General features: G+C 71.5%; 12 protein-coding genes. 6 read left to right on the forward strand and 6 right to left on the reverse strand.

Annotated elements, in window-relative coordinates; translation table 11 throughout:
• Positions 1-19 precede the first annotated feature (19 nt).
• Both IE275_RS34235 and IE275_RS34240 read right to left on the reverse strand, forming a co-directional pair.
• Positions 20-1,078 (reverse strand): helix-turn-helix transcriptional regulator, encoded by a 1,059-nt coding sequence (locus IE275_RS34235; RefSeq protein WP_189716463.1) that lies wholly within the window; start codon positions 1,076-1,078, stop codon positions 20-22.
• Positions 1,079-1,108: 30 nt separating this feature from the next.
• The gene (locus IE275_RS34240) at positions 1,109-6,706 is read right to left on the reverse strand and encodes a type I polyketide synthase (RefSeq protein WP_189716467.1); all 5,598 of its coding nucleotides are present in this window, start codon (positions 6,704-6,706) and stop codon (positions 1,109-1,111) included.
• Between the two features lie 245 nt (positions 6,707-6,951).
• Between IE275_RS34240 and IE275_RS34245 the strand changes: the two genes are divergently transcribed.
• The 5 genes from IE275_RS34245 to IE275_RS34265 are packed head-to-tail and all read left to right on the forward strand — an operon-like array spanning position 6,952 to position 15,939.
• Entirely contained in the window at positions 6,952-12,432 is a 5,481-nt protein-coding gene (locus tag IE275_RS34245; protein ID WP_189716469.1) for a type I polyketide synthase, read from the forward strand.
• A complete protein-coding gene (locus IE275_RS34250) occupies positions 12,429-13,229 on the forward strand; it encodes a thioesterase II family protein (protein ID WP_189716471.1) in 801 nt (266 codons plus the stop codon). Before IE275_RS34245 ends, IE275_RS34250 begins: the two co-directional genes overlap by 4 nt.
• A gap of 10 nt (positions 13,230-13,239) precedes the next feature.
• Positions 13,240-14,298, forward strand: coding sequence for an ABC transporter ATP-binding protein (locus IE275_RS34255; protein ID WP_229870880.1), 1,059 nt, complete (start codon positions 13,240-13,242; stop codon positions 14,296-14,298).
• The gene (locus IE275_RS34260) at positions 14,279-15,121 is read left to right on the forward strand and encodes an ABC transporter permease (RefSeq protein ID WP_189716473.1); all 843 of its coding nucleotides are present in this window, start codon (positions 14,279-14,281) and stop codon (positions 15,119-15,121) included. The genes IE275_RS34255 and IE275_RS34260 overlap by 20 nt, the downstream gene beginning before the upstream one ends.
• A 20-nt stretch (positions 15,122-15,141) precedes the next feature.
• Positions 15,142-15,939, forward strand: a complete 798-nt coding sequence (locus IE275_RS34265; protein WP_268255321.1) for an ABC transporter permease — start codon at positions 15,142-15,144, stop codon at positions 15,937-15,939.
• A gap of 61 nt (positions 15,940-16,000) precedes the next feature.
• Here IE275_RS34265 and IE275_RS34270 read toward each other — a convergent pair whose 3' ends face one another.
• Positions 16,001-16,366 (reverse strand): hypothetical protein, encoded by a 366-nt coding sequence (locus IE275_RS34270; protein WP_189716475.1) that lies wholly within the window; start codon positions 16,364-16,366, stop codon positions 16,001-16,003.
• Between the two features lie 116 nt (positions 16,367-16,482).
• On the reverse strand, positions 16,483-17,736 hold the full coding sequence (locus IE275_RS34275) for a L,D-transpeptidase (protein WP_189716477.1): 1,254 nt from the start codon (positions 17,734-17,736) through the stop codon (positions 16,483-16,485).
• A gap of 337 nt (positions 17,737-18,073) precedes the next feature.
• On the opposite strand from IE275_RS34275, the gene IE275_RS34280 reads away from it, so the two are divergent.
• Positions 18,074-19,372 carry a lipase family protein gene (locus tag IE275_RS34280; RefSeq protein WP_229870886.1) on the forward strand — a complete coding sequence of 433 codons (1,299 nt, stop codon included), beginning with the start codon at positions 18,074-18,076 and terminating at the stop codon, positions 19,370-19,372.
• Positions 19,373-19,700: 328 nt separating this feature from the next.
• Here IE275_RS34280 and IE275_RS34285 read toward each other — a convergent pair whose 3' ends face one another.
• On the reverse strand, positions 19,701-20,456 hold the full coding sequence (locus IE275_RS34285; RefSeq protein WP_189716615.1) for an IclR family transcriptional regulator: 756 nt from the start codon (positions 20,454-20,456) through the stop codon (positions 19,701-19,703).
• A gap of 66 nt (positions 20,457-20,522) precedes the next feature.
• The gene (locus IE275_RS34290; RefSeq protein WP_373299347.1) at positions 20,523-21,065 is read right to left on the reverse strand and encodes a MarR family winged helix-turn-helix transcriptional regulator; all 543 of its coding nucleotides are present in this window, start codon (positions 21,063-21,065) and stop codon (positions 20,523-20,525) included.
• Between the last annotated feature and the right edge of the window lie 11 nt (positions 21,066-21,076).

A 21,076-nucleotide genomic window follows, 5' to 3' on the forward strand; every position in this document is an offset into this window, starting at 1 on the left:
GGACCGCCGGGTGCGGGTGTCAGGCGACGGGCGGCGCGGACTGCTGCGCCGCCCCCACCCGCACACCGGCCTGGAACCTGCTGACGGCATCCAGATCGCGCAGCACCGCGGCGATGTGCCGGCGGCAGGTACGCACGGAGATACCGAGCCTGCGCGCCACCGCCTCGTCGGTGAGGCCGTCGGTCAGCAACTGGACGATGGTGAGGTGCAGGCTGTCCGTCACCGTCCGGTAGCCGCTCTCCTCGGCCGAGTACTGCTGCGCGCCGGACCAGGAACATTCGACGAGGTCGAGGAGAAGGCCCACGGCTGAGCGGCTCCGGATCAGCACGCCCGCGGGCTCGTCCGCCCCGCCTCCCTCGTTGAGGAGGAAGGCGACCTCCTCGTCGAACACCATGAGCTGACGGCCGAGTTCACCGGTGGTTCGGACCTCCGCCCCGTTGACGTGGAGCTCGGTGAGGACCTTGCGCGCGCGGATGTCGGCGCGTACGGCGTGCTGGAGGAGCAGCCGGACCCGGACTTTGCGGGCGAGGAGGCCCAGCGCGCCGCCCGCCATGCGGGCGGAGGCCTCGTCCCCCGTGGACAGGAGTCCGTTGGGCAGGAAGGCGACGTACGCGCCGGAGCAGTGTTCCGCCGCCTGGTACAGGTGCCCGGCGAGCTCTTCGGCGTCCCGCAGCTCCACCAGGGAGGGATCGCCGTCGCCCTCGATCCTGCGGGTCTCCAGATAGCGCGGCCGGAAGTCGTTCAGGCGGCGTCGGAGCTGACTGATCGTGGCCCGTCGGCGGTACACCTCCTCGTCGATCGGCAGGATCAGCGACGCCTGGGCGACGTCCGGATCGACGGGGAAGAGGACGGCCGGTCCCTCGGTTCCCCTCTCCTCGCGCAGCAGGTGGAGCTCCTTGAGCTGGGCCACCGCGGCGCGGACCCCAGCGGGGTCCAGCCCGAGCTCCGCCGCGAACAGCTCGTCGTCCTCGACGAGGCTGCCGCGGCGCAGCGCGTGTGCGTACACGAGGTCCGGCCCGGAACCGGGCGCGTCTCCGCTTGCCGTACCGAGGCCGACGAATCCGTCTGACAGCGACATCTGTGTCCTTTGCATACGACTGGCCTCCCGTCACCGCTTCTGAGCCGCGTCGGGATGCTGGAGCGCCTCGTCGACACGGCGCGCAAGGTCCCGGACGGTCGGGTACTCCAGAACGGCGACCCCCGGCACGCTGACCCCGAGGGAGTCCCGGATGCGCACGGCCAGCTGCACGGCCACGAGGGAATTCCCGCCGAGGTCGAAGAAGTCCTCGTCGAGGCCGATACGGGGGAGTCCGAAGGCGTCCTGCCACAGTTCGACGAGACGCCCCTGCGTGGTCGTCACGGCCTCCGCGGCGACCGGGGAGGCGCGTTCCGTACGCTTGGCGACCCCGGCAAGCTGTCCGCCTGCCGCCGCAGCGATGGACGCGGCCATCCCGGAAATGCGCCGGACCCGCTCGGTCAGGGGCTCACGGCTGACGACGTACTGCGCCTCACCATGGGTGTTGAGCACCCGCCACAACAGGGCGAGCCCCTCGTCCGGAGTGATCAGCAGCTCACCCGAGGGGGAGACGGACGAATCCCCGGACGCCACGGCTGCGGCGGGAGCGGCCCGAGGGGTTTCCCGGTCCCGGCCCGGCGCGGGTGCGGAGGTGGCCGGGGCGCCGTCCGTGGCGGAGGGCGCCTCTGCCGGGCCGTGTCCGTCACCGAGCGCCGCCACATCGAGGATGCGCACCGTGAAGCCTTCGACGGTGGCCACCTCGCGGCCCCGCTCGTCCAGGATGCCGATGTCATGGGTGGCGCTCGAACGGTCCTCGGCGATCTCGAAGGACCTGATGTGGCTGTGCAGGCGCGCGGGCAGGGCCTCACGCACGATCAGCTTGTCGAACCCGATGGGCAGGAAGCTCGTGCCGCCGCCCACGAGATCCGGGATGAACAGGCTGAGCGACGTGGCCCCGTCGAGCAGGGAGGGGTGCACGACGAACTCGCCGAGGTCCTCGCCCCGGCCTTCCCGCAGTCCCAGAGTGACGAGGTGCTCGCCCTTGCCGACCTCGTAGATCTCCATGGTGGGCCAGTGCGGCCCGAACTGGACCAAGTGCTCGTCGCCGCCCGGTTCGGGAGCCCAGGTCAGCTCGTCGCAGCGGGACCTGATGCTCCCCAGATCGTGCCGCTCCGGCTCGGCGGGTCCCGCGTACCGGGTGATCGTGGCCCGCGCGTGGTGGTTCCACGGTGCCTCGGGGGCGTCCACGGCCCGGCTGCGGACGGTGAAGTCGTAGGCTCCGGAGCCGGTGAGCTGCCCGCGCACCTGGACTTCGCGCCGATGGTCGACGGCGAGCGGGCGGCTGAAGAGCACGTCCCGCACCTCGACCGGCCCGTCCTCGACACCGCCCTGGTACGCGGCGCACATCATCTCGATGAACGACGTGCCGGGAAAGACGGCCGAGCCGCCCATGCGGTGATCGGTGAGCACCCAGTGGAAATCCGCGTCGACCAGGGCGGAATACGTCACCTCCGCGCCGTCCCCGGTCTCCAGCCGGCGGCCGAGCAGGGGGTGCCGGACCTGGGTGGAGGAGATGCCCTGTTCCAGCTCGCGGAAGGCGCGGGGCGCGTTGGTACGGGTGTCACCGATCATGCCGACCTCGGTCCAGCCGCACCAGTTGACCGCGATCGTGCGGCACCGGCTCCGGGTGCGCCGCGCCTGTGCGTAGGCGTCCAGGAACGCGTTGGCCGAGCAGTAGTCGACCATCCCGTAGTCACCGGACACCGAGACGATCGAGGAGAACAGCACGAGGAGTTCCAGCTCGTCACCGAGCAGCCGGTCGAGTACCAAGGTGCCCTCGACCTTGGGGGCGAGCACCTCGCGTGCCTGGTCCTCGGTCCGCAGTGCGGCGAGACCGCCGCCCGGCACGCCGGCCGCGTGGAACACGCCGTGGATGCGGCCGAAGCGTTCCTTCGCCGTGTCGACGACCTTCCGCATCGCCGCCTCGTCCGTGACGTCGGCGCGGACGACGAGGACCTCGCCGCCCAGCTCCTCCACCTCCCGGACCCCGAGGATCCGCCTGCTCGTCCGGTCGTCCGGACCGTGCGCGGCCAGGTGGGCGTCCCACTCCGCCCGCTCGGGCAGAGCGCTGCGGTTCACCAGGACGAGCCTGGCGCCGGCCGTGCGGGCGAGCTCCTTGGCGGTTTCGAGGCCGATGCCCCCCATACCGCCCGTGATGAGGTAGACCCCGCGGCGTCGCAGCGTCCTCGGAAGTTCGGCCCGCTGTGGCAGGGCGACTCGCTCGTGGTCCGACACCCACCTGCGGCCCGCCCGGTAGGCGACCAGCGGATCGGAGACCGGCGTACCCAGTTCCTCGGCCAGTTGCCCGACGGCTCCGGCGTCCGTCAGGGCGGCCGGTTCGACGTCGACCAGCTGGAAGGTGAGAGCGGGCGACTCGTGGGGGATCACCAGACAGGGCCCGATCAGCAGCGCCTTGGCCGGTTCCACGGGATCGCTGCCCGAAACGTCGAAGGAACCGGTCGTCAGGACCCGGATGTCCGCGTGGCTGTCCGGCCACCGCTCCAGCAGCGCCTGGGAGAGGTGGAGCAGGCTGAGGAAGCCCGCCTCGCGCACCCGGTCGGTCTCGGCCGTGCCGACGGCACCGCCCGCCGCGGGCGCGGCGCTCCAGCCGTGGAGTACGTGCGCGGGGCGCCCGGGACCGGTGTCGAGCGCCGTGCACAGCGCGTCGTAGTCGGAGCGTCGCGAGGGGTTCATCGTGAAACGCCCCTCGCCCAGGTCGGCGAAGGTCTCGCCCGCCACCACGTGGACCATGCGGACTCCGCGCTCGACCAGGCCGCTGACCAGGGTGTTCGCGGTTCCGGCAGTATCCTCCAGGACCAGCCAGAGCCCGCCGTCGGCCTCCTCGGACCTGATGGCCGCCGGGTCCAGCGGCCGCCTGCGCCAGGTCGGCAGGAACGTGGAGTCCTCGGCGGGCAGGACCAGTGGCTCGGCGGCGGCGGGACGCTGCTCCTCGGCCTCCGGGTCCGGCTCGATCCAGTGCCGTACGCGTTCGTACGGATAGGTGGGAAGCACGACCCGGCGGCGGGTGCCCGAGTGCAGCCGGGCCCAGTCGATGCCGACGCCGTGCGACCACAGAGCGCCGACGGCCTCGGCGAGGCAATGGCTGTCCGAGCGCTCGGAGTTCGCCCGCCGAAGGGAGGGCACCACCGCGGTGCCGCGGGACAGGGTCTGGCGCGCCAGGGTGGTGAGGCTCTGCCCGGGTCCCGTCTCCAGCAGGACCGTCGCGCTCTCCGCGACGGTGGCACAGGCTTCCGCGAAGCGGACGGTGCCGCGGAGCTGGTCGGCCCAGTAGCCGGGGTCCGTTGCCTGCTCGTCGGTGATCCAGGTACCGGTGAGGGTGGAGACGAAGGGAAGCCGCGGCGGCTGCGGGTTCGCCACGGCCACCGCCTCGCGGAACGGCGGCATCACCGGGTCGAGCATGGAGGAGTGGAACGCGTGCGAGGTCTGGAGCCGCTGGCTGCGTATCCCGTTCGAGGCCAGCCAGTCGCCCAGCAGCTCCAGTTCGGACTCGGGGCCCGAGACCACGCAGTTCTTGGGGCTGTTGACCGCGGCCAGACTCAGCTCGTCGGGGAGCAGAGGGGCGAGGTCGCTCTCGGAGAGCGGCACGGCCAGCATGCCGCCGCTCGGCATGGCCTGGGTGAGGCGGCCGCGGACGGCGACGAGGCGCAGCGCGTCGTGAAGGGTGAAGACGCCCGCGAGGCACGCCGCGGTGTACTCGCCGATGCTGTGGCCGACCATCGCGGCGGGTTCGACGCCCCGATCCATCCACAGCCGGGCCAGGGCGTATTCGGTGACGAACAGGGCGGGTTGCGCGAGATCGGTCCGGTTCAGGCGCTCGCTCGCCCCGTCGGCGTCCTGCTCCTCTCCCGTCCCGCACAGCAGCGGGCGCAGGTCCAGGCCGAGGTACTCGCGCAGGACATCGGCGCATTCGTCGACGATCTCGCGGAACAGGGGCTCCGAGTCGTACAGTTCGGCCGCCATGCCGACCCGCTGGGTTCCCTGGCCGGGGAAGAGGAGAGCGGGCTTCGGATCCTTTCCCGCCTCCGTACGGGGGGAGTTCTCACGCTCCAGCGCGGCGATCGCCTCGTCGGTGTCCCGGCAGGTGAAGGCCGCCCGGTGCGGCAGCTCCCGGCGGCCGACCTGCAGGGTGTGGGCGACGTCCTCGAGGGCGAGGCCGGGGTGCTCGCGCAGATGTGCGGCGAGCTCGGAACAGAGGGTGGCCAGCGCCGTCCCGGTCCTCGCCGACAGCGGCAGGATCTGGTGGGACAGGTCGCGCTCCGCCGCCCTGCGGGGCTCCTGCTTCGGTGCTTCCTCCACGATGACATGGGCGTTGGTGCCGCCGATGCCGAAGGAACTCACCCCTGCACGCTTCGGGCCGCCGCGTTCGGGCCAGGGGGAGCGCTCGACATTGACGTAGAACGGCGTTTCCGAGAAGCCGATACGGGGATTGGGGGTCGTGAAGTTGATGGCGGGCGGAATCACGTCGTGCTGCATCGACAGCACCGCCTTGATCAGCCCCGCGACCCCGGCCGCGGGGCCCAGGTGTCCGATGTTCGCCTTGAGCGACCCGATGGGACACGCCTGATTCCGCGTCGCTCCCGCAGCGCGGTACGCCGTCGACAGCGCCGACACCTCGGTGGGGTCGCCGACGGCGGTCGCCGTGCCGTGCGCCTCGACGTAGCCGATGGTGTCGGGGGAGAGGCCGCCGGCGGCGGCGAGCGCCTGGGTGATGACGGCGGCCTGCCCGTCGTGGCTCGGTGCGGCGAAGCCGTTCCTGCGCGCGCCGTCGTTGTTGACGGCGGTGCCGATCAGTACGGCTTCGATGTGGTCGCCGTCGGCGAGGGCGTCCTCGTACCGCTTGAGGACGACCGCGCCCGCGCCGGTGCCGAAGTTGGTGCCGGCCGCGTCCGCGTCGAAGACCCGCACATGGCCGTCGAGGGCGTAGATGCTGTTCTCCGCCCACTTCTGCCCCGCGTAGTAGGGGAGAAGGATGTTGACGCCACCGGCGATCGCCATGCTGCAGTCGCCGCTCGCCAGCGCCTGGCACGCGGAGTGGATGGCCACGAGGGACGTGGAGCACGCGGTGACCATGGAGACGGCGGGGCCCTCCAGGCCGAGGGCGTGCGCGACATGGGTCGCGAGGTAGTCGAGGTTGTTGTTGGTCTCGATGGCCATGTCGCCGACCGCGGCACGGACCCGGCTGTTCTCGTAGACGTTCCTGAAGTGGTACGCCACCGGGCCGCTGCCGCCGTACACGCCGATCGCGCCCTCGTACCGCGCGGGATCGTATCCGGCGTGCTGGAGCGCCGTGTGGCAGACCTCCAGGAAGACCCGCTGCTGCGGGTCGGCGATGTCGGCCTCACGCGGGCGGTAGCCGAAGAAGCCGGCGTCGAAGCCCTCGACGTCGTCCATGAGGGGTCGCCGCCGGATGTAGTGCGGGCTGCCGATGGTCTCCTCGGACACGTCGCTCAGGCGCAGTTGCTCATCGGTGAGCTCCGTGAGGGACTCCACGCCCTCCACCAGGTTCGCCCACAGCTGCTTGACGTCCCGCGCACCGGGAAATCGGCCGGCGAGTCCGATGACGGCGATGCGCCGCGCCGCCGATTGCCCGCCTGCGTGTGCCGTAGTCATGTACTTCCCCCTACAAAGCTGGCTGGGGTGGCTGAACCTACTGGCTGGAGGTGATCGCGAACCACGTCAGTTTTGGGTGATGGCGCAAGGACCCGCACCGGCTCGGCCGGTCGCGGCGCCGAGCCCCCGGAAGCGGGGATCTTTGCAGTGCACGGCCTGATGGACAGACAAATGTGACGTTGTTCCGTCCGAACGCCGTTCCTAGGCTGAGCCGCCCAGTCGACACAGCGGTGCAGGGGGAACAGATGGCGGAAGAGCCGCGAGCGGACCACATCGCGATCGTGGGGATGGCCTGCCGCTTTCCGGGGGCGAACACTCCGGAGGAGTTCTGGGCGAATCTCGCCGCCGGTACCGAGTCCATCACCCGTCTCTCGGAGGACGACCTGCTCGCGGCGGGGGTCGAGTCGCGCGAATTCCGGCACCCGCGCTTCGTCAACGCCGCGCCCCTCGTCGACGACGTGGCGGGGTTCGACGCACGGTTCTTCGGATACACGCCACGAGAGGCCGAGGTTCGCGACCCCCAGGGGCGGCTCTTCCTCGAGACCTGCCACGCCGCCATCGAGGACAGCGGATACGACGTCTCCCGCATGGAAGGCCAGGTGGGCGTCTTCGGGGGAATGGCGAACAACTACTACGGCGAACGGAACGTGGCCCGCAACGCCGCGATGAAGGCCGCCGTGGGCAACATGGCCATCGAGGTCAGCAACAGCCCCGACTACCTCGCCACCACTGTCTCCTACCGGCTCGGCCTGCGCGGCCCGAGCATCAATGTCCAGACGGCGTGTTCCACCGCTCTGGTGGCCGTCCACCTGGCGGCCCAGTCGCTGCGCGACGGCGAATGCGACTACGCCCTGGCCGGCGGGGTCGAGGTGGAACTGCCCTACGGCACCGGCTACACATGGTCCGAGGGCGACATCTACTCCCGCAGCGGCCACATCCGGCCGTTCGACGCCGATGCCGACGGGACCATGTTCGGGACGGGCTCCGGGACCATCGCCCTGAAGCGCCTCGACGACGCGATCCGCGATCACGACCACATCTACGGCGTGATCAGGGGCTCCGCCGTCAACAACGACGGGGGCGACCGCGCGGGCTTCACAGCCCCGGGCGTGCAGGGGCAGGTCCAGCTCATCGCCGAGGCACTGGCGGTCGCCGAGGTGCACCCGGACACCATCGGCTTCGTCGAGGCCCACGCGACCGGAACCCTGGTGGGCGACCCGATCGAGGTCGCGGGCCTCACCCAGGCGTTCCGCACCGCAGGAGCCGGCGGCCTCCAGAGCTGTCCGATCGGCTCCGTCAAGGCGAACGTCGGCCATCTCGGGCCGGCGGCCGGTGTCGCGGGTCTGATCAAGGTGTGCATGGCCCTGCGGCACGAGGCCATCCCACCGAACATCAACTTCGACACACCCAACCCGAGCCTCCAGCTCGACACCAGCCCCTTCTACGTCCCCACCGAGCTCACCCCCTGGAAGGCGGGGGAGAGCCCCCGGCGCGCAGGTGTCAGCTCTTTCGGGATCGGCGGGACCAACGCCCATGTGGTGATCGAGGAAGCCCCGGTCCGCCCCGCCCCCGTGCCCCGGGGGCGCCGCTGGTTCACGCTGCCCGTGTCGGCCCGCACCGGCACGGCGGCCGAGGAGGCGGCACGCAGGTACGGCACGTTCCTCGGCAAGCACCCTGAGACCGACGTGGCGGACGTGGCGTTCACCCTGCAGACCGGAAGGACCGCCCATCCGCAACGGCGGGTGGTGGTGGCGGACTCCACGGCCACGGCCGCGTCGGCTCTGCAGGCCACCCGTTCGAGCAAGCAGATCTCGGCCCCGTCGGCCGCGACCACCCGGCAGCCGGTGATGATGTTTCCCGGACAGGGGGCGCAGCACGTCGGGATGGGACGTGACCTCTATGCGACCGAGCCGGTCTTCCGGTCGGCGCTCGATACGTGCGCCGACCTCCTGCGCCCCCATCTGGGTTGTGACGTGCGGGACCTCCTGTACCCGGAGAGCGGGCACGAGGAGGAGGCCCGGACGCGTCTTCGCGAGACCCGGTTCAGCCAGCCGGCGCTGTTCGCCGTCTCCTACGCGCAGGCGAAGCTGCTGGAGGCCGCGGGGGTCAGTCCCACGGCGATGATGGGGCACTCGGTGGGCGAGTACGTGGCAGCGCACCTCGCGGGCGTCTTCACTCTCCCCGACGCGCTCGGTGTCGTCGCCGCACGGGGCCGGGTGATGAACGCGATGGCGCCCGGCGGGATGATCGCCGTCGCCGCCCCGGAGGCGCAGGTCGCGCAGTTGCTGACCGAGAGGGTGGAGATCGCCGCAGCCAACGGGCCCAGGAGCACGGTCGTGGCCGGCCCGTTCGAAGCGCTGGAGGCCATGACCCGGTCATGTGAGGCGAACGGTCTGGCGGTCACCGTTCTGCAGACCTCGCACGCCTTCCACACCGCGTCGATGGAGCCGTGCCTGGACGAGTTCGCGGCCGAGCTGGCCGGGATTCCCCTCGCGGCACCCCAGCTGCCGTTCGTCTCCAACGTCAGCGGCACCTGGATCACGGACGAGCAGGCACAGGACCCCGCCTACTGGACCACCCATCTGCGCTCCACCGTGCGGTTCGCGGCGGGTGTCGAGACGCTCGCCGCAGGCGACGACCGCATCCTGGTGGAGGCGGGTCCCGGAGACACACTGACGCGTCTGGCGCGTCAGTGCGTCGGGTACGACGCCGTACCGATCGTGCCGACGATGCGTCATCCGCGCCGGGACCGCCCGGACGACGCGGTGTTCGCGGAGGCCGTCGGCACACTGTGGGTCAACGGCGTGGCCGTCGACTGGCAGACCTGGTCGGGGGAGGGCCGGCGGCTTCCGCTGCCGACGTACCCCTTCGAACGGCGCCCCTACTGGGTCGACCCGGACCCCGTGGTCCCGGGCGGCGCCGAGGCCGTGGAGGAGCAGGGCACGCTCCCCGCGGAGCGATGCGCCTTCGCGCAGAACTGGCAGGAGGCGCCGCTGCCCGACCAGGGGCCGCCGACGGCCGAGGGGCACTGGCTGGTGTTCGACTCCGGCCATCCGGTCGTGCACCAGGTCGTCGAGGAGCTCTCGGCCGCGGGAGCGAGCGTGACGGTGGTGCGCGCCGGGACGGAATTCGCCCGGCAGGCGGAAGGGCGGTACACCCTCAGGCCCGACTCCGCCGAAGACCTGGACCTGCTGCTGACGGCGCTCGCGGAGAACCCGCCGGGAGCTGTCGTGCACGCCTTCACGCTGACGGACCCCGAGACGGATCCGCTGGCCGGCGAAACGGTGGCCGACGCCCTGGCCAAGGGCTTCTACAGCCTGCTCCACCTGGGGCAGCAGCTGGACAGGGCCGACCTGGGCAAGGACGTCAAGGTGTTCGTCGTCTCCAGCAACGTCCAGGAGGTCTCGGGCACCGAGCGTCTGGAGCCGTCCAAGGCGACACTCCTCGGCCCCGTGCTGCTCATGGAGCGAGAGATCGCGGGCGTCACCTCCCGCAGCATCGACCTCGCCCTGCCGGCCGACCAGTCCGCGGAGGTGCTCGCCCGCCGACTGATCGCGGAGTTCGGCACGCCCACGGCGGACCGCCAGGTCGCCTGGCGGGGCCGCAAGCGGTGGCGTCTGGACTACCGGACCGTGCAGCTCGACGAGCCCCGTGCCGACGCGCCGGCGATACGGCCCGACGGCACGTACCTGATCACCGGCGGATTCGGCGGGATCGGCCTCGCGGTCGCCGAGGACCTGGCCCGGACCGGACCCGTCACGCTCGTGCTGATGGGCAGGTCGTCGCTGCCGCCCAAGGAGCGGTGGCAGGGGCTGGCGGACTCCCCGGAGACCGAGGAGGCCCTGCGGGGCAAGCTGCTCAAACTGCTGGCGATCGAGGAGCGCGGAGCCATCGTCGTGCCCGTACGGTGCGATGTGTCCGACGAGGCGGCGCTGGGGGAAGCGCTCGGTGCCGTGCACGCGGAACACGGCGCCATCCACGGGGTCTTCCACTCGGCGGGCATCGCGGGCGGCGGCATGATGGCCGTACGGAGCGACGAGGACGCGGCCCGTGTCCTCGCGCCGAAGGTCGCGGGCACACTCGGGCTGCACCGGCTGCTCGGTGGCGGGCTGGACTTCATGATGCTGTTCTCCTCCGAGATCGCCGTCACCGGCGCCTTCGGCCAGGTCGACTACTGCGCGGCCAACAACTTCCTGGACCGGTTCGCCTCGTGGTCCTGCCAGCAAGGGCTCCCCGTGGTCTCGATCGGCTGGTCGGGGTGGAGCGAGTTCGGCATGGCGGCCGACACCGAGACGGCGGCGCCTCACGCGTTCCGCAGGCTGGAGACCGGAGTCAGGTCCGAAGCCGCCCGGCATCCGCTGCTCGACCGCGTGACCCGCAAGAAGGACGTGATCGAGTTCAGCACCGTGCTGGAGCCCGGAGGCCACTGGATCGCCGGTGAACACCGCATGGGCGGCTCGGACGTGGTGGTGGGCACGGCGCTGCTGGAGATGGTGGAGGGCGGCTACCGCGAGGGCGTCGGAGGCACCGCCGCGATCAGCGACGTGGTCTTCCTCGGACCCATCGGTGTGCAGGAACCGACCGAGCTGCGCGTCTCCCTGACCCCGGACGGCACCGCTCACACGGCCTCCGTCGCCGTCACGGCGGTGGGGCCCGAGCCGCGGATCTGGACGGAGCGGATGAAGTGCCGCCTGGAGCCGGTCGCCGCGGAGCCGGTGCCGCAGTGGGACCTGCAAGAGATCGCCGCCCGGTGCGAGAAGTTCTCCGTCAGCCAGGAGATGCTCTCCGAGCCGGGCCGGCTGGTCCGATTCGGACCGCACTGGACTGGCGCGGTCAAGAGCATCTCGGTGGGAGCGGGCGAGGAACTGGCCCGTGTCGAGCTGGCCGAGGAGTACCGGCCCGAGACGGCCCTCTACCGTCTGCACCCCGCCCTGCTGGACACCGCGGTCAACGCGAAGGACGACGCCGCGCGGCGGGCGCGCGGTGACGCCTATCTGCCCCTGGGATACCAGCGCATCCGCGTGCACGAGCCGGTCCCGTCCGAGTTCTGGGTCCACATCCGGCACACCTCCGACAGCGACGTGGAGGTGGACACCACGGATGTGGCCATCCTCGACGACGACGGCCGCGTGGCCGTCGAGATCACCGGCTACGCGGAGCGCCGCGTCGACCCGGCGGCCATCCGGGCCGTGGTGAGCGACGTGACCGACAAGCCGGTGGCCACCGAACCCGCCACGTACGGCGAGGCGCTGGCCGAGGTCGGGATCTCGGCCGAACTCGGCCTGGACGTGCTGCGGCGCATACTCCAGCGACGCCCCGAACCGCATCTCGTCGTCTGCCCCGAGGGCCTGCGGCGCGCCCTGCGGCGTTCGGGTGCGCTGAGCCTGGACGTGGTGCGGCGCGAACTGGAGGACACCCGGCTGACCGACGGCTCCACGGCCACCGAGGACAGGCCGCTCGACACACCGTACGCACCGCCGGAGACCGAACTCCAGAAGAAGCTCGCGGAGCTGTGGAACGGCACCCTCGGTGTCAGCGTCATCGGCCTCGACGACGACTTCTTCGAGCTGGGAGGCAACTCCCTGGTCGCGGTGCAGCTGGCGGCACGTATGCGCGACGGCCTGTCGCTCACGCTGCCGATCGCGGGATTCTTCGACCACCCGACGCTCAGGGAACTCGCCGCGCACATCACGAGCACGGGCGCCCAGTCCGGAGCCGGCGAGTGAGCCGCGTCCTGCGCGCAGGCGCATCCGCGCCGGAACCGTGGATCAGATTCGCCGCGCGCCCGGCCGGGCCGCCACGGCTCCGGCTGCTGTGCTTCCACCACGCGGGCGGAGGCGCCACGCTGTTCAGGGAGTGGCCGGGCGTCCTCGCACCCCGAGGCATCGAGGTGTGGCCCGTCCAACTGCCCGGCAGGGAAACCCGGATCGGCGAGCCGAAGCCGACGGACCTGGCGGAGCTCACCTCCGAACTGGCCGACGTTCTGGCCGGTCCCCTGAAGGGTGTCCCGTACGCCGTCTACGGGCACAGTGTCGGCGCCTATGTGGGCAGCGCCTTCGCCCTCCGTATGTCCGAACGGGGACTGCCCGGGCCCCGGTACGTCGTCACCGGCGCCGCACGTCCCCCCGGGCACCCGGATCCCGACGCCCCGATCCACCTGATGGGCGACAAGGAACTGCTCGCGAAGCTGGAGACCTACGGCGGGATACCTCCGCTGCTGCGCTCCTCGCCCGAGCTGATGGATATGGCCGTCGACATCGCCCGGGCGGACCTCCGCCTCGTGGAGACCGCTTCCTGGCCCGACAGGCCGTGGTTCACCTGCCCGCTGACCGCTGTGGGCGGTGAGCGGGACGCCACCGTGCCCGTGGCGCTCCTGCCGCTCTGGGACGCGACGACGAGCGGCCGGACCGGAGTCCTCACCCTCCCGGGCGGGCACTTCCCCGACTCCCGGGCCGCACGAAGGCTCATGGAGGTGATCAGCCATGAGACGGACAGGAGCGAAGGAGGCGTCGGCGGCATCTGAGACCGATCCCGTGGCTGATTCCGCGGCCGGTCCCCTTCCCGACCGAGCAGTGCGCTCCGTCGAGTACGTCATCGAATTGCAGCAGCTGACCAAGTTCTACCCCGACCGCAAGGACGCGGAGGGCAACCCCTTGGCGGCGGTCCAGGGCATCGACCTGCGGGTACCCGCGGGACAGGTCTTCGGGCTGCTCGGCCGCAACGGCGCGGGCAAGTCGACCCTCATCCGGATGATCGCCACACTGCTGGAGCCGACCTCGGGCACCATCCGTGTCTGCGGTCTCGACGCGGGCCGGCACCGCCGCCGGGTGAGATCGCTGCTGGGCGTGGCCCTGGGTGGAGAGAGAAGCGTCTACTGGAAGCTCACGGCGCGTCAGAACCTCGAGTACTTCGCCGCTCTCCACGGCACCTCGCGCAGGCGGGCCAGGGGCCGTATCGGCGAAGTACTGGAGGAGATGGACCTCGCCGACCGCGCCGACGACTACGTGGAGCGGTACTCCACGGGGATGCGCCAGCGTCTGGTGATCGCCAGAGCAATGCTGAACCGGCCCGGTGTACTGCTTCTCGACGAACCCGCCAGTGGACTCGACCCGCACGCCGCCAACAACCTCCACGACCACATCCGCAGGCTGCGCGAAGCGGGCCACACCATCCTGGTCACCACCCACGACATGGCCGAGGCCGATCTGCTCTCCGATCGCGTGGGGATCATCGACAAGGGCTGCCTGGTGGCCACCGGAACGCCCGAGGAACTGAAGCGCGCGGTGGGTGCCGCACGGCTCCTGCATCTCCAGTTCCGCGATCCCGGCCCGGACCGGCTGCGACTGCTGGTGTCGGAACTGGAGGAGAACGCGACCGTACGGGTGAACGCCCGCCCCGACGGGCCACCCGGCGACATCGTGTCCTTGACCTTGTCCAGTTCCCATCGGGAGGACCTGGGGCCCTGGCTCTTCTCGGTATCGGCCCGTCACGGGACAACGATCCTGCGGATGGAGAACGAGTTGGTCACGCTCAGAGACGCGTTCCTGTCCCTGACGGGAGGAGTGCCGGACGATGAGCCCGCTACGGACTGAGGCCGTCTCCTTCGCCGCGACGGTACGCAAGGAGTGGCAGGTACTGATCCGCTATCCCGGCAACCTGGTGATGGTCGTGGTGATGGCGGTGATCGTGCCGGCCTCCTTCGTCGCGCAGGCCAGCGGTTTCTCCGGGGGCGGCGACGACGACGCGGTCGGCGCCTTCGCCGCACGGTCGGGTACGACGCAGTGGGCCGGCTTCATCTACCTGGGCTGGGCGGTCTACCTGTGGATCTCGATGATCCTCTGGGGGCCCGGTTCGGCCCTGCGCACAGAACGCATGCAGGGATCGCTGGAGATGGTGCACCTCACGCCCGTCTCCCGCTTCACCGTCCTCTTCGGACCGGCGGTCGTCGAAATGGTCCCGGCCGCACTGCTGTTCAGCGCGATCGGCGTGATGCTGAAGTTCGTGTTCGGCGTCCCCATCGGCTTCGGGCAGCTCCTGGCGGGACTCCTCGTGGTCCTCGCGTCGATACCGGCGCTGTTCGCCCTCGGCGGGCTGATGGCCGTTGTGGCGCTCCGGTTCCGTGATGCCGAAGGCGTCACGGAGGCCCTGCGGGGGACACTCGGGGTGGTCTGCGGTGTCACGTACCCCATCGCTGTACTCCCCGGCTGGGTGCAGCCGGTCAGCGAACGCCTGCCACCCACGCAGGTACTGGACCTGCTGCGGGACGCCGTGCTCCGGCCCTCACTGCCCGACGGCACGGGGACACGGCTGCTGGCGCTGCTCGCGGTGGGCGCCGTGCTCGGTGCGGTGGCCGTCCTTGCGCTCGGCCGGGCGCTGAAGAGCGCACGGCTCACCGGACAGATGGGGCAGTTTTGATACAGGCGTCCGGCGCAGTGGTGCTGCGCGAGCTCCGCGTCCAATGGCGCTATCCACTGAGCATGATCAACTTGGTCCTGCTGACTCCGCTCTACGAGATGGCGATCCCCACCCTGCTTCTGGGGACGGCCTTCATGGTGGACAGCTCTGCGGTCGGCCTCACCCGCATGGTCGGCACCGAGGATCTCGCGGCATGGGTCGGCCTCGGGGTCCTGGTGGCTTCCGTGCTGACGGGTGCGGTGCGAGGTGTGTCGGGGATGCTCCAGTCCGACCGGCAGACCGGGGCCCTGGAGCACTCCTGGGCCAGTCCGGCCTCGCGCGAGGCGTTCGTCCTCGGCGCGGTGGGGGCGGGAACGATCTTCACGGCGGCGGCGAGCGCGCTGCTGCTCGCCTTCGCCATCGGTGTGCTCGGTGCCGACTACGATCCCACCGGTGTGCTTCTGAGCGTGCCGGTCGCCGGGGCGCTGCTGGTCGGCAATTGCGGCTTCGGCTATCTCGCGGCCGCCGCCGCGCTGGTGCTGCGCCGCCCCGGGCCCCTGCTCGACCCGCTCACCGGCCTGGTGGCCGCGTTCTCCGGGGTTGCCTTCCCGCTCACGGTGCTGCCCGAGCCCGTGCGCTGGCTGACGTACGTGCTGCCCTCGACCTGGTCCCTGGACCTCATGCGCTGTCTGACCCTGGACACACGGACGCTGGTCCCGATGCCCTACGAGGTGACCGCGCTGGTGGTGACCTCGCTGGGCTTCCTCCTCTTCGGCCGTCGGGTCTTTCGGCGGGCTGAGCGAAAGGTGCAGACGACGGGGGCGCTGACCCAGTTCTGAAGGTCCTTCTGCCGTGGCGGTCGGCCCGGGCAACCTGCTCTTCGAGGCCCGGGCCTCCGTCTCAGCGCGGGTCGGTGATCTCCGGGGCGAACACCAGGCTGAGCGGTTCCGGGCCGACGTACTGCTGGCAGTTGCACGGCCGGGATTCGTACTGGAGCGGCTTCCGGTCGGCGTCCCACAGCGTCGGCGTCGCGACGGTCTCATGGCAGGCACCGGCCTTGTCGTGCTTGGCAAGGTGGTGGGTGCAGCCGCACACCGGCTCCGGTGGTTGGTTCGCGGCGACCAGTGCCTGTTGTTGCCGCTCGGTGGCTTTGATCAGCTCCAGCTTGCGCTTGTGCCGGGTCTTCAGCGCGCTCCGAGCGGCTTCTGCGATCCGTCCCCCACCGATGATCACCGCTGGGATCAGCAGCCAGAGCCAGCCGTCCATGCGGAACCCCCTATGCAGCAGGTGAATTGAATCGTACCGCCCTCACACCTTCGCTCCCAGACGGAGGCGAGTGCGGACGGCGCGTCACGAGCCCTCGAAGTTCGGGGAGACGCTCCCTAGAGCGCGCTGCCCGCCTTCCAGTCGGCCCAGGAGAGGTTCCAGCCGTTGAGGCCGTTGGCCGGGTCGACGGTCCGCTCGCCCGAGTTCTTCACGACGACCACGTCCCCCAGCATCGAGGCGGCGTAGAACTTGTAGCCCGGTACCGAGGAGTCGTTCGCGCCCTTGGCGTCGTGCAGGCCGACACAGCCGTGGCTGGTGTTCTGGCTGCCGAACACCGAGGTCGAGGCCCAGTAGTTGCCGTGGATGAAGGTGCCGGAGGTGGTCAGCCGCTGGGCGTGCGGCACGTCGGAGATGTCGTACTCGTCGCCGAGGCCGACGGTGGAGGACTCCATGCGGGTCTCCTCGAACCGTTCGCTGATCACCATGATCCCGGACCAGGTGGTGTGCTCCGCGGAGCCGCCGGAGACCGGGTAGGTGGCGAGCGTCGCGCCGTCCCGGCGCACCACCATCCGCTTGGCCGACAGGTCGACGGTGCTGATCTGCTCACGGCCGATGTGGAAGGTGACGTCCTTCGACTGGGTGCCGTAGACGCCGTCCGTCCCCTCGACGTCCTTCAGCCGCAGGCTCAGCGTGACCGTTGTGCCGGCCGCCCAGTACGTCTCGGGCCGGAAGTCCAGCCGGGTGTCGCTGAACCAGTGCCCGACGATTTCCACGGCCGGCTCCGCCGTCACCGTGATCGCCTTCTCGACGGCGGCCCGGTCGGACACGGCGTGCGTGAAGTCGATCGACACGGGCATGCCGACGCCGGAGGTGGAGTTCGCCTCCGGGGTGAAGTAGCCGACGAAGGTCTCGCCGGGCGCCTTGGTGACGAAGGTGGTGGTCTGCGCCACGTCCGCGCCCGCCGCCCGTGCGGTGACCGTGTACTTGGTCCCGGAGTACGGGTGCGTGGTCGACGTCCAGGTCGTCTTCGCGGCGTCGAGGGTGCCCTCCAGCGTGGAGCCGTCGTTGCCGGTCACCTCGACGGAGGCGAGGGTGCCGTCGGTCACCGTGACCGTGACGGGACTGGTGAAGGCGGCCTTCTTCGTGCCGTCGGCGGGCGAGACCGAGATCACCGGCTTTCTGGCGGCCGCGGAGGCCTTCGCCGCGCCGGACGCCGTCGTGCCCGTCTGCTCCGAGGCGTCGGCCGCCCCGGAACTGCACCCGGTCAGCGCCACGGCCGGTACGGCGGCACCGAGTGCGGCCAGGACCCCGCGCCGGGACCACCCCTGCGACTGCTGCTCGGACCGGTTCGATATGTGCGAGACGCCCACGCCAGGCCTTTCTGAGATGTCCACCTTTGTGCCTGCATCCTGCGCTCCGCACCTGGGGCGTTCCTTTGAATGGCCGGGCCGCAGCCTGAGATTTCCGTGAGGACGGGCCGGCCCTCGTCCTGCCTGGTGGGAGGGCACGTCCGCCGTCACCGCCCGGTGGGCCCGCGTCCCTGGGCTAGTCACGGGAGCGCAGAGCCGAACCGCCCGGTTCGTCGTCCTTTAACTATCAGCGCTTACCTACGGCTCCGTAACCTCACGGCCTGCTCTGCCGCATGTTCCCGTTCACCCCACGGAAAGGGACGTTTCCGAAGTGAAGCCATCCAGCTCAGGGCGAGTCGTGTCAGGGCGATCCGCTTCAGGAAGAGCCGCCATCGGGCGCGTCGCGCTCGCCGCCGTCTGCGCCCTGGCGGGCGCGGGAATCGCCGCGCCCGCCGCCGCACGGGCCGCGACGCCGGGCGTGTGTGCCGCCGCCGACGCCGACATCTACCGGCCGCCGGACGGTGCGCCGGCCGCGCCGGGCGACGTGATCGCCTGCCGCGAGGTCGGTTCGCTGCCCATGGTCGTGACCTCCACGCCGTACCGGGCGTGGAAGCTGCGGTACGGGTCGACGGACGGCCGGGGGCGGCCGGCCGTCGTCGCCGGGACCGTGATCGAGCCGCTCACGCCGTGGACCGGGCCGGGGAAGCGGCCGGTGGTCGCCTTCGTGCCGGGCACCCTCGGCATCGGTCCCCAGTGCGCCTTCTCCAAGCAGCTCGCCGGGGAGTACCAGGACGCCTACGAGGGCGCCAACCTCGCGGCCCTGCTCGACGCCGGGTACGCCGTCGCCGTCACCGACGGTGCCGGATACCTCGACGGCCAGGTCCATCCGTACGTCGTCGGAGCCGACGCGGGGCACGCCGTCCTCGACATCGTCCGGGCCGCGCCGGACCTCCCGGGCGGCGGGGTGGGCGCGGGCGCGCCGGTCGGGATCTGGGGGTACTCCGAGGGCGGGGCCGGCAGCCTGTGGGCCGGGCAGCTCGCCGCGTCCTACGCCCCCGAGCTGGACGTCGTCGGCGTGGCGGCCGGCGCGGCGCCCGCCGATCTGAAACAGGTCGCCGCCAACCTCGACGGCGGGATGTTCGCCGGGTTCCTGGTGGACGCGGTGATCGGGCTGGCCTCCACCCACCCGGGCCTGCCCTTCGACGAACTGCTCAACGACCGGGGCCGCGAGGCCGTCCGGGACGCCGAGTCGCTGTGCGCGGTGGGCACGGTCACCCGTTTCGCGGGCGCGCGCTTCACCGACTACACCAAGGACCGGCTGACGCTCGACCAGATCTACGCCCTGAAGGCCCCGGACGGGACGACGTGGAGCGAGGTCGCCGACGCCAACCGGCTCGGTGTCGGCGTGGGCCGTCCCGGCTCCGGCGCGCGCCACGAGATCGGTTTCCCCGTGTTGCAGTACCGAGGGCTGCTCGACGAGGTCATCCCGGCCGAGACCGCCCGCGCCAACCGGCAGGCCTACTGCGCGGCGGGGATCCCGACCGAGTGGACCGCGTACGCGGCCGACCATCTGCTCGGGGACTCCCTCGCCGTGCGCGACACGGTCACCTGGCTCACCGACCGCTTCGAGGGGCGCACCGCGACGAACGACTGCTGAGCGAGGCGGCCGCCTGAGCGTGACCGCCGACCGAGGCGGCTGCCTGCGCGACGTGGCCGCCGAGGGAGGTGATCGCCTGGGCGAGGCGGCTGTCTGAGGGAGGTGATCGCCTGGGCGAGGCGGCTGCCTGAGGGAGGTGATCGCCTGGGCGAGGCGACCGCCGCCGCCCCTCCCGTGGGCCGGTGAGCGCGTCGCCCCCACCGAGACGTCCCCGCGCCGGAGCCCCACGGCGCGGGGACTTCCCCTTCACGGCGGCCTGCCGGGCCGGGCCGTCCGCCGGACCGTCCCCCGGGGAATCCGGGAGTGCCCGCCCCTCACTCCCGCAGGCTCACTCCCGCCCCTCCGGCCGCCACCCCAGCGCCCGTGAGATACCCCGTGCGGCGAGCCGTACCGCCGGGGCCAGGACGGGTACCTGGGCGTCGGCCCGGGGGACGACGACCGACACCGCGGCGACCACCGCGCCGCCGGGGCCGCGGACCGGTGCGGCCACCGACAGGGCGTCGTCGGTGACCTGACGGCTGCTCACCGCCACGCCCGTGCGCCGCACTTCGGCCAGGACCCGGCGCAACCGGGACGGATCGGTGAGGGTGTGGGCGGTGTAGGACGCCAACGGTCCGGCGCAGTAGCTCTCCTGGAGCTCGGGGCCGCCGTGGGCGAGGAGTGCCAGGCCCACACCCGTGACATGCAGGGGCCAGCGGGCGCCGACGCGGATGTGGACGCCGACCGCCGACCGTCCGGAGAGCCACTCGGTGTAGACGACCTCGGTCCCGTCGCGGACCGCGAGCTGCACGTTCTCGTGCGTGGCCTCGTACAGGTCCTCCAGATACGGCAGCGCGATCTGCCGCAGGGCCAGGCCGCGCGGCGCGAGGGCGGCGACCTCCCACAGCCGCAGCCCCACGTGGTACGTCCCGGAGCCGTCCCGTTCCAGCGCGCCCCACTCGGTCAGCGCGCCCACCAGCCGGTGCGCGGTGGTGAGGGTGAGCCCGGCCCGCCTGCTGATGTCGGTCAGGGACAGCGCCGGATGCGTGTGGTCGAACGCGGCGAGCACGGCCAGCAGCCGGTCGGGCGCGGACCGGGAGGTCATGGCGAGGGCGCCCGGGTCCGTGCGGCCCGTACGGTCCAGGGGGTCCACGGAGTGCTCCTCACGGCATCAGGCGAGCCCGTCCTGGGCGACCCGCAGCAGCAGTGCGTGCAGCGTCTCGCGGTCGGCCGGGTCCAGCGGGGCGAGCAGGTCGTTGGTCACGCGCAGACCCGCCTCGTCGGTGCCGCGCAGGAACGCCCGGCCGTCCCCGGTGAGGACCACGATCCGGCTGCGGCGGTCGTCCGGTGCCGGGCGGCGCTCGGCGAGGCCCAGCTTCTCCAGGTCGTCGACCAGGCCGACGATCGCGCTGGGATCGTAGCCGAGCCGGGTGCTCAGTTCCCGCTGGAGGGCGCCCTCGGCGGTGGCCAGGAACCGCAGCACGGCGTAGTGGCGCAGCCGCAGTCCCGACTCCTGGAGGAACGTGTTGAACAACTGCCCCGAGCGCAGGCCCAGCCGGTAGAGCAGGTAGCCGGTGTCCGCGTGCAGTCCGCGCATCCACGGTTCGTTCCCGTCGATCGGGGCGGCGTTCACGGCGTTGTCCTGGCGGGCGATGGCGGGCTCCCTGGTCTCGGCCCCCTCGCGGGAGCGGTTACGTCGTACGGATTCCAGCATGACGCACCCCT

Origin of the sequence: Streptomyces phaeofaciens, assembly GCF_014648915.1 — a bacterium.
Taxonomy (GTDB): domain Bacteria; phylum Actinomycetota; class Actinomycetes; order Streptomycetales; family Streptomycetaceae; genus Streptomyces; species Streptomyces phaeofaciens.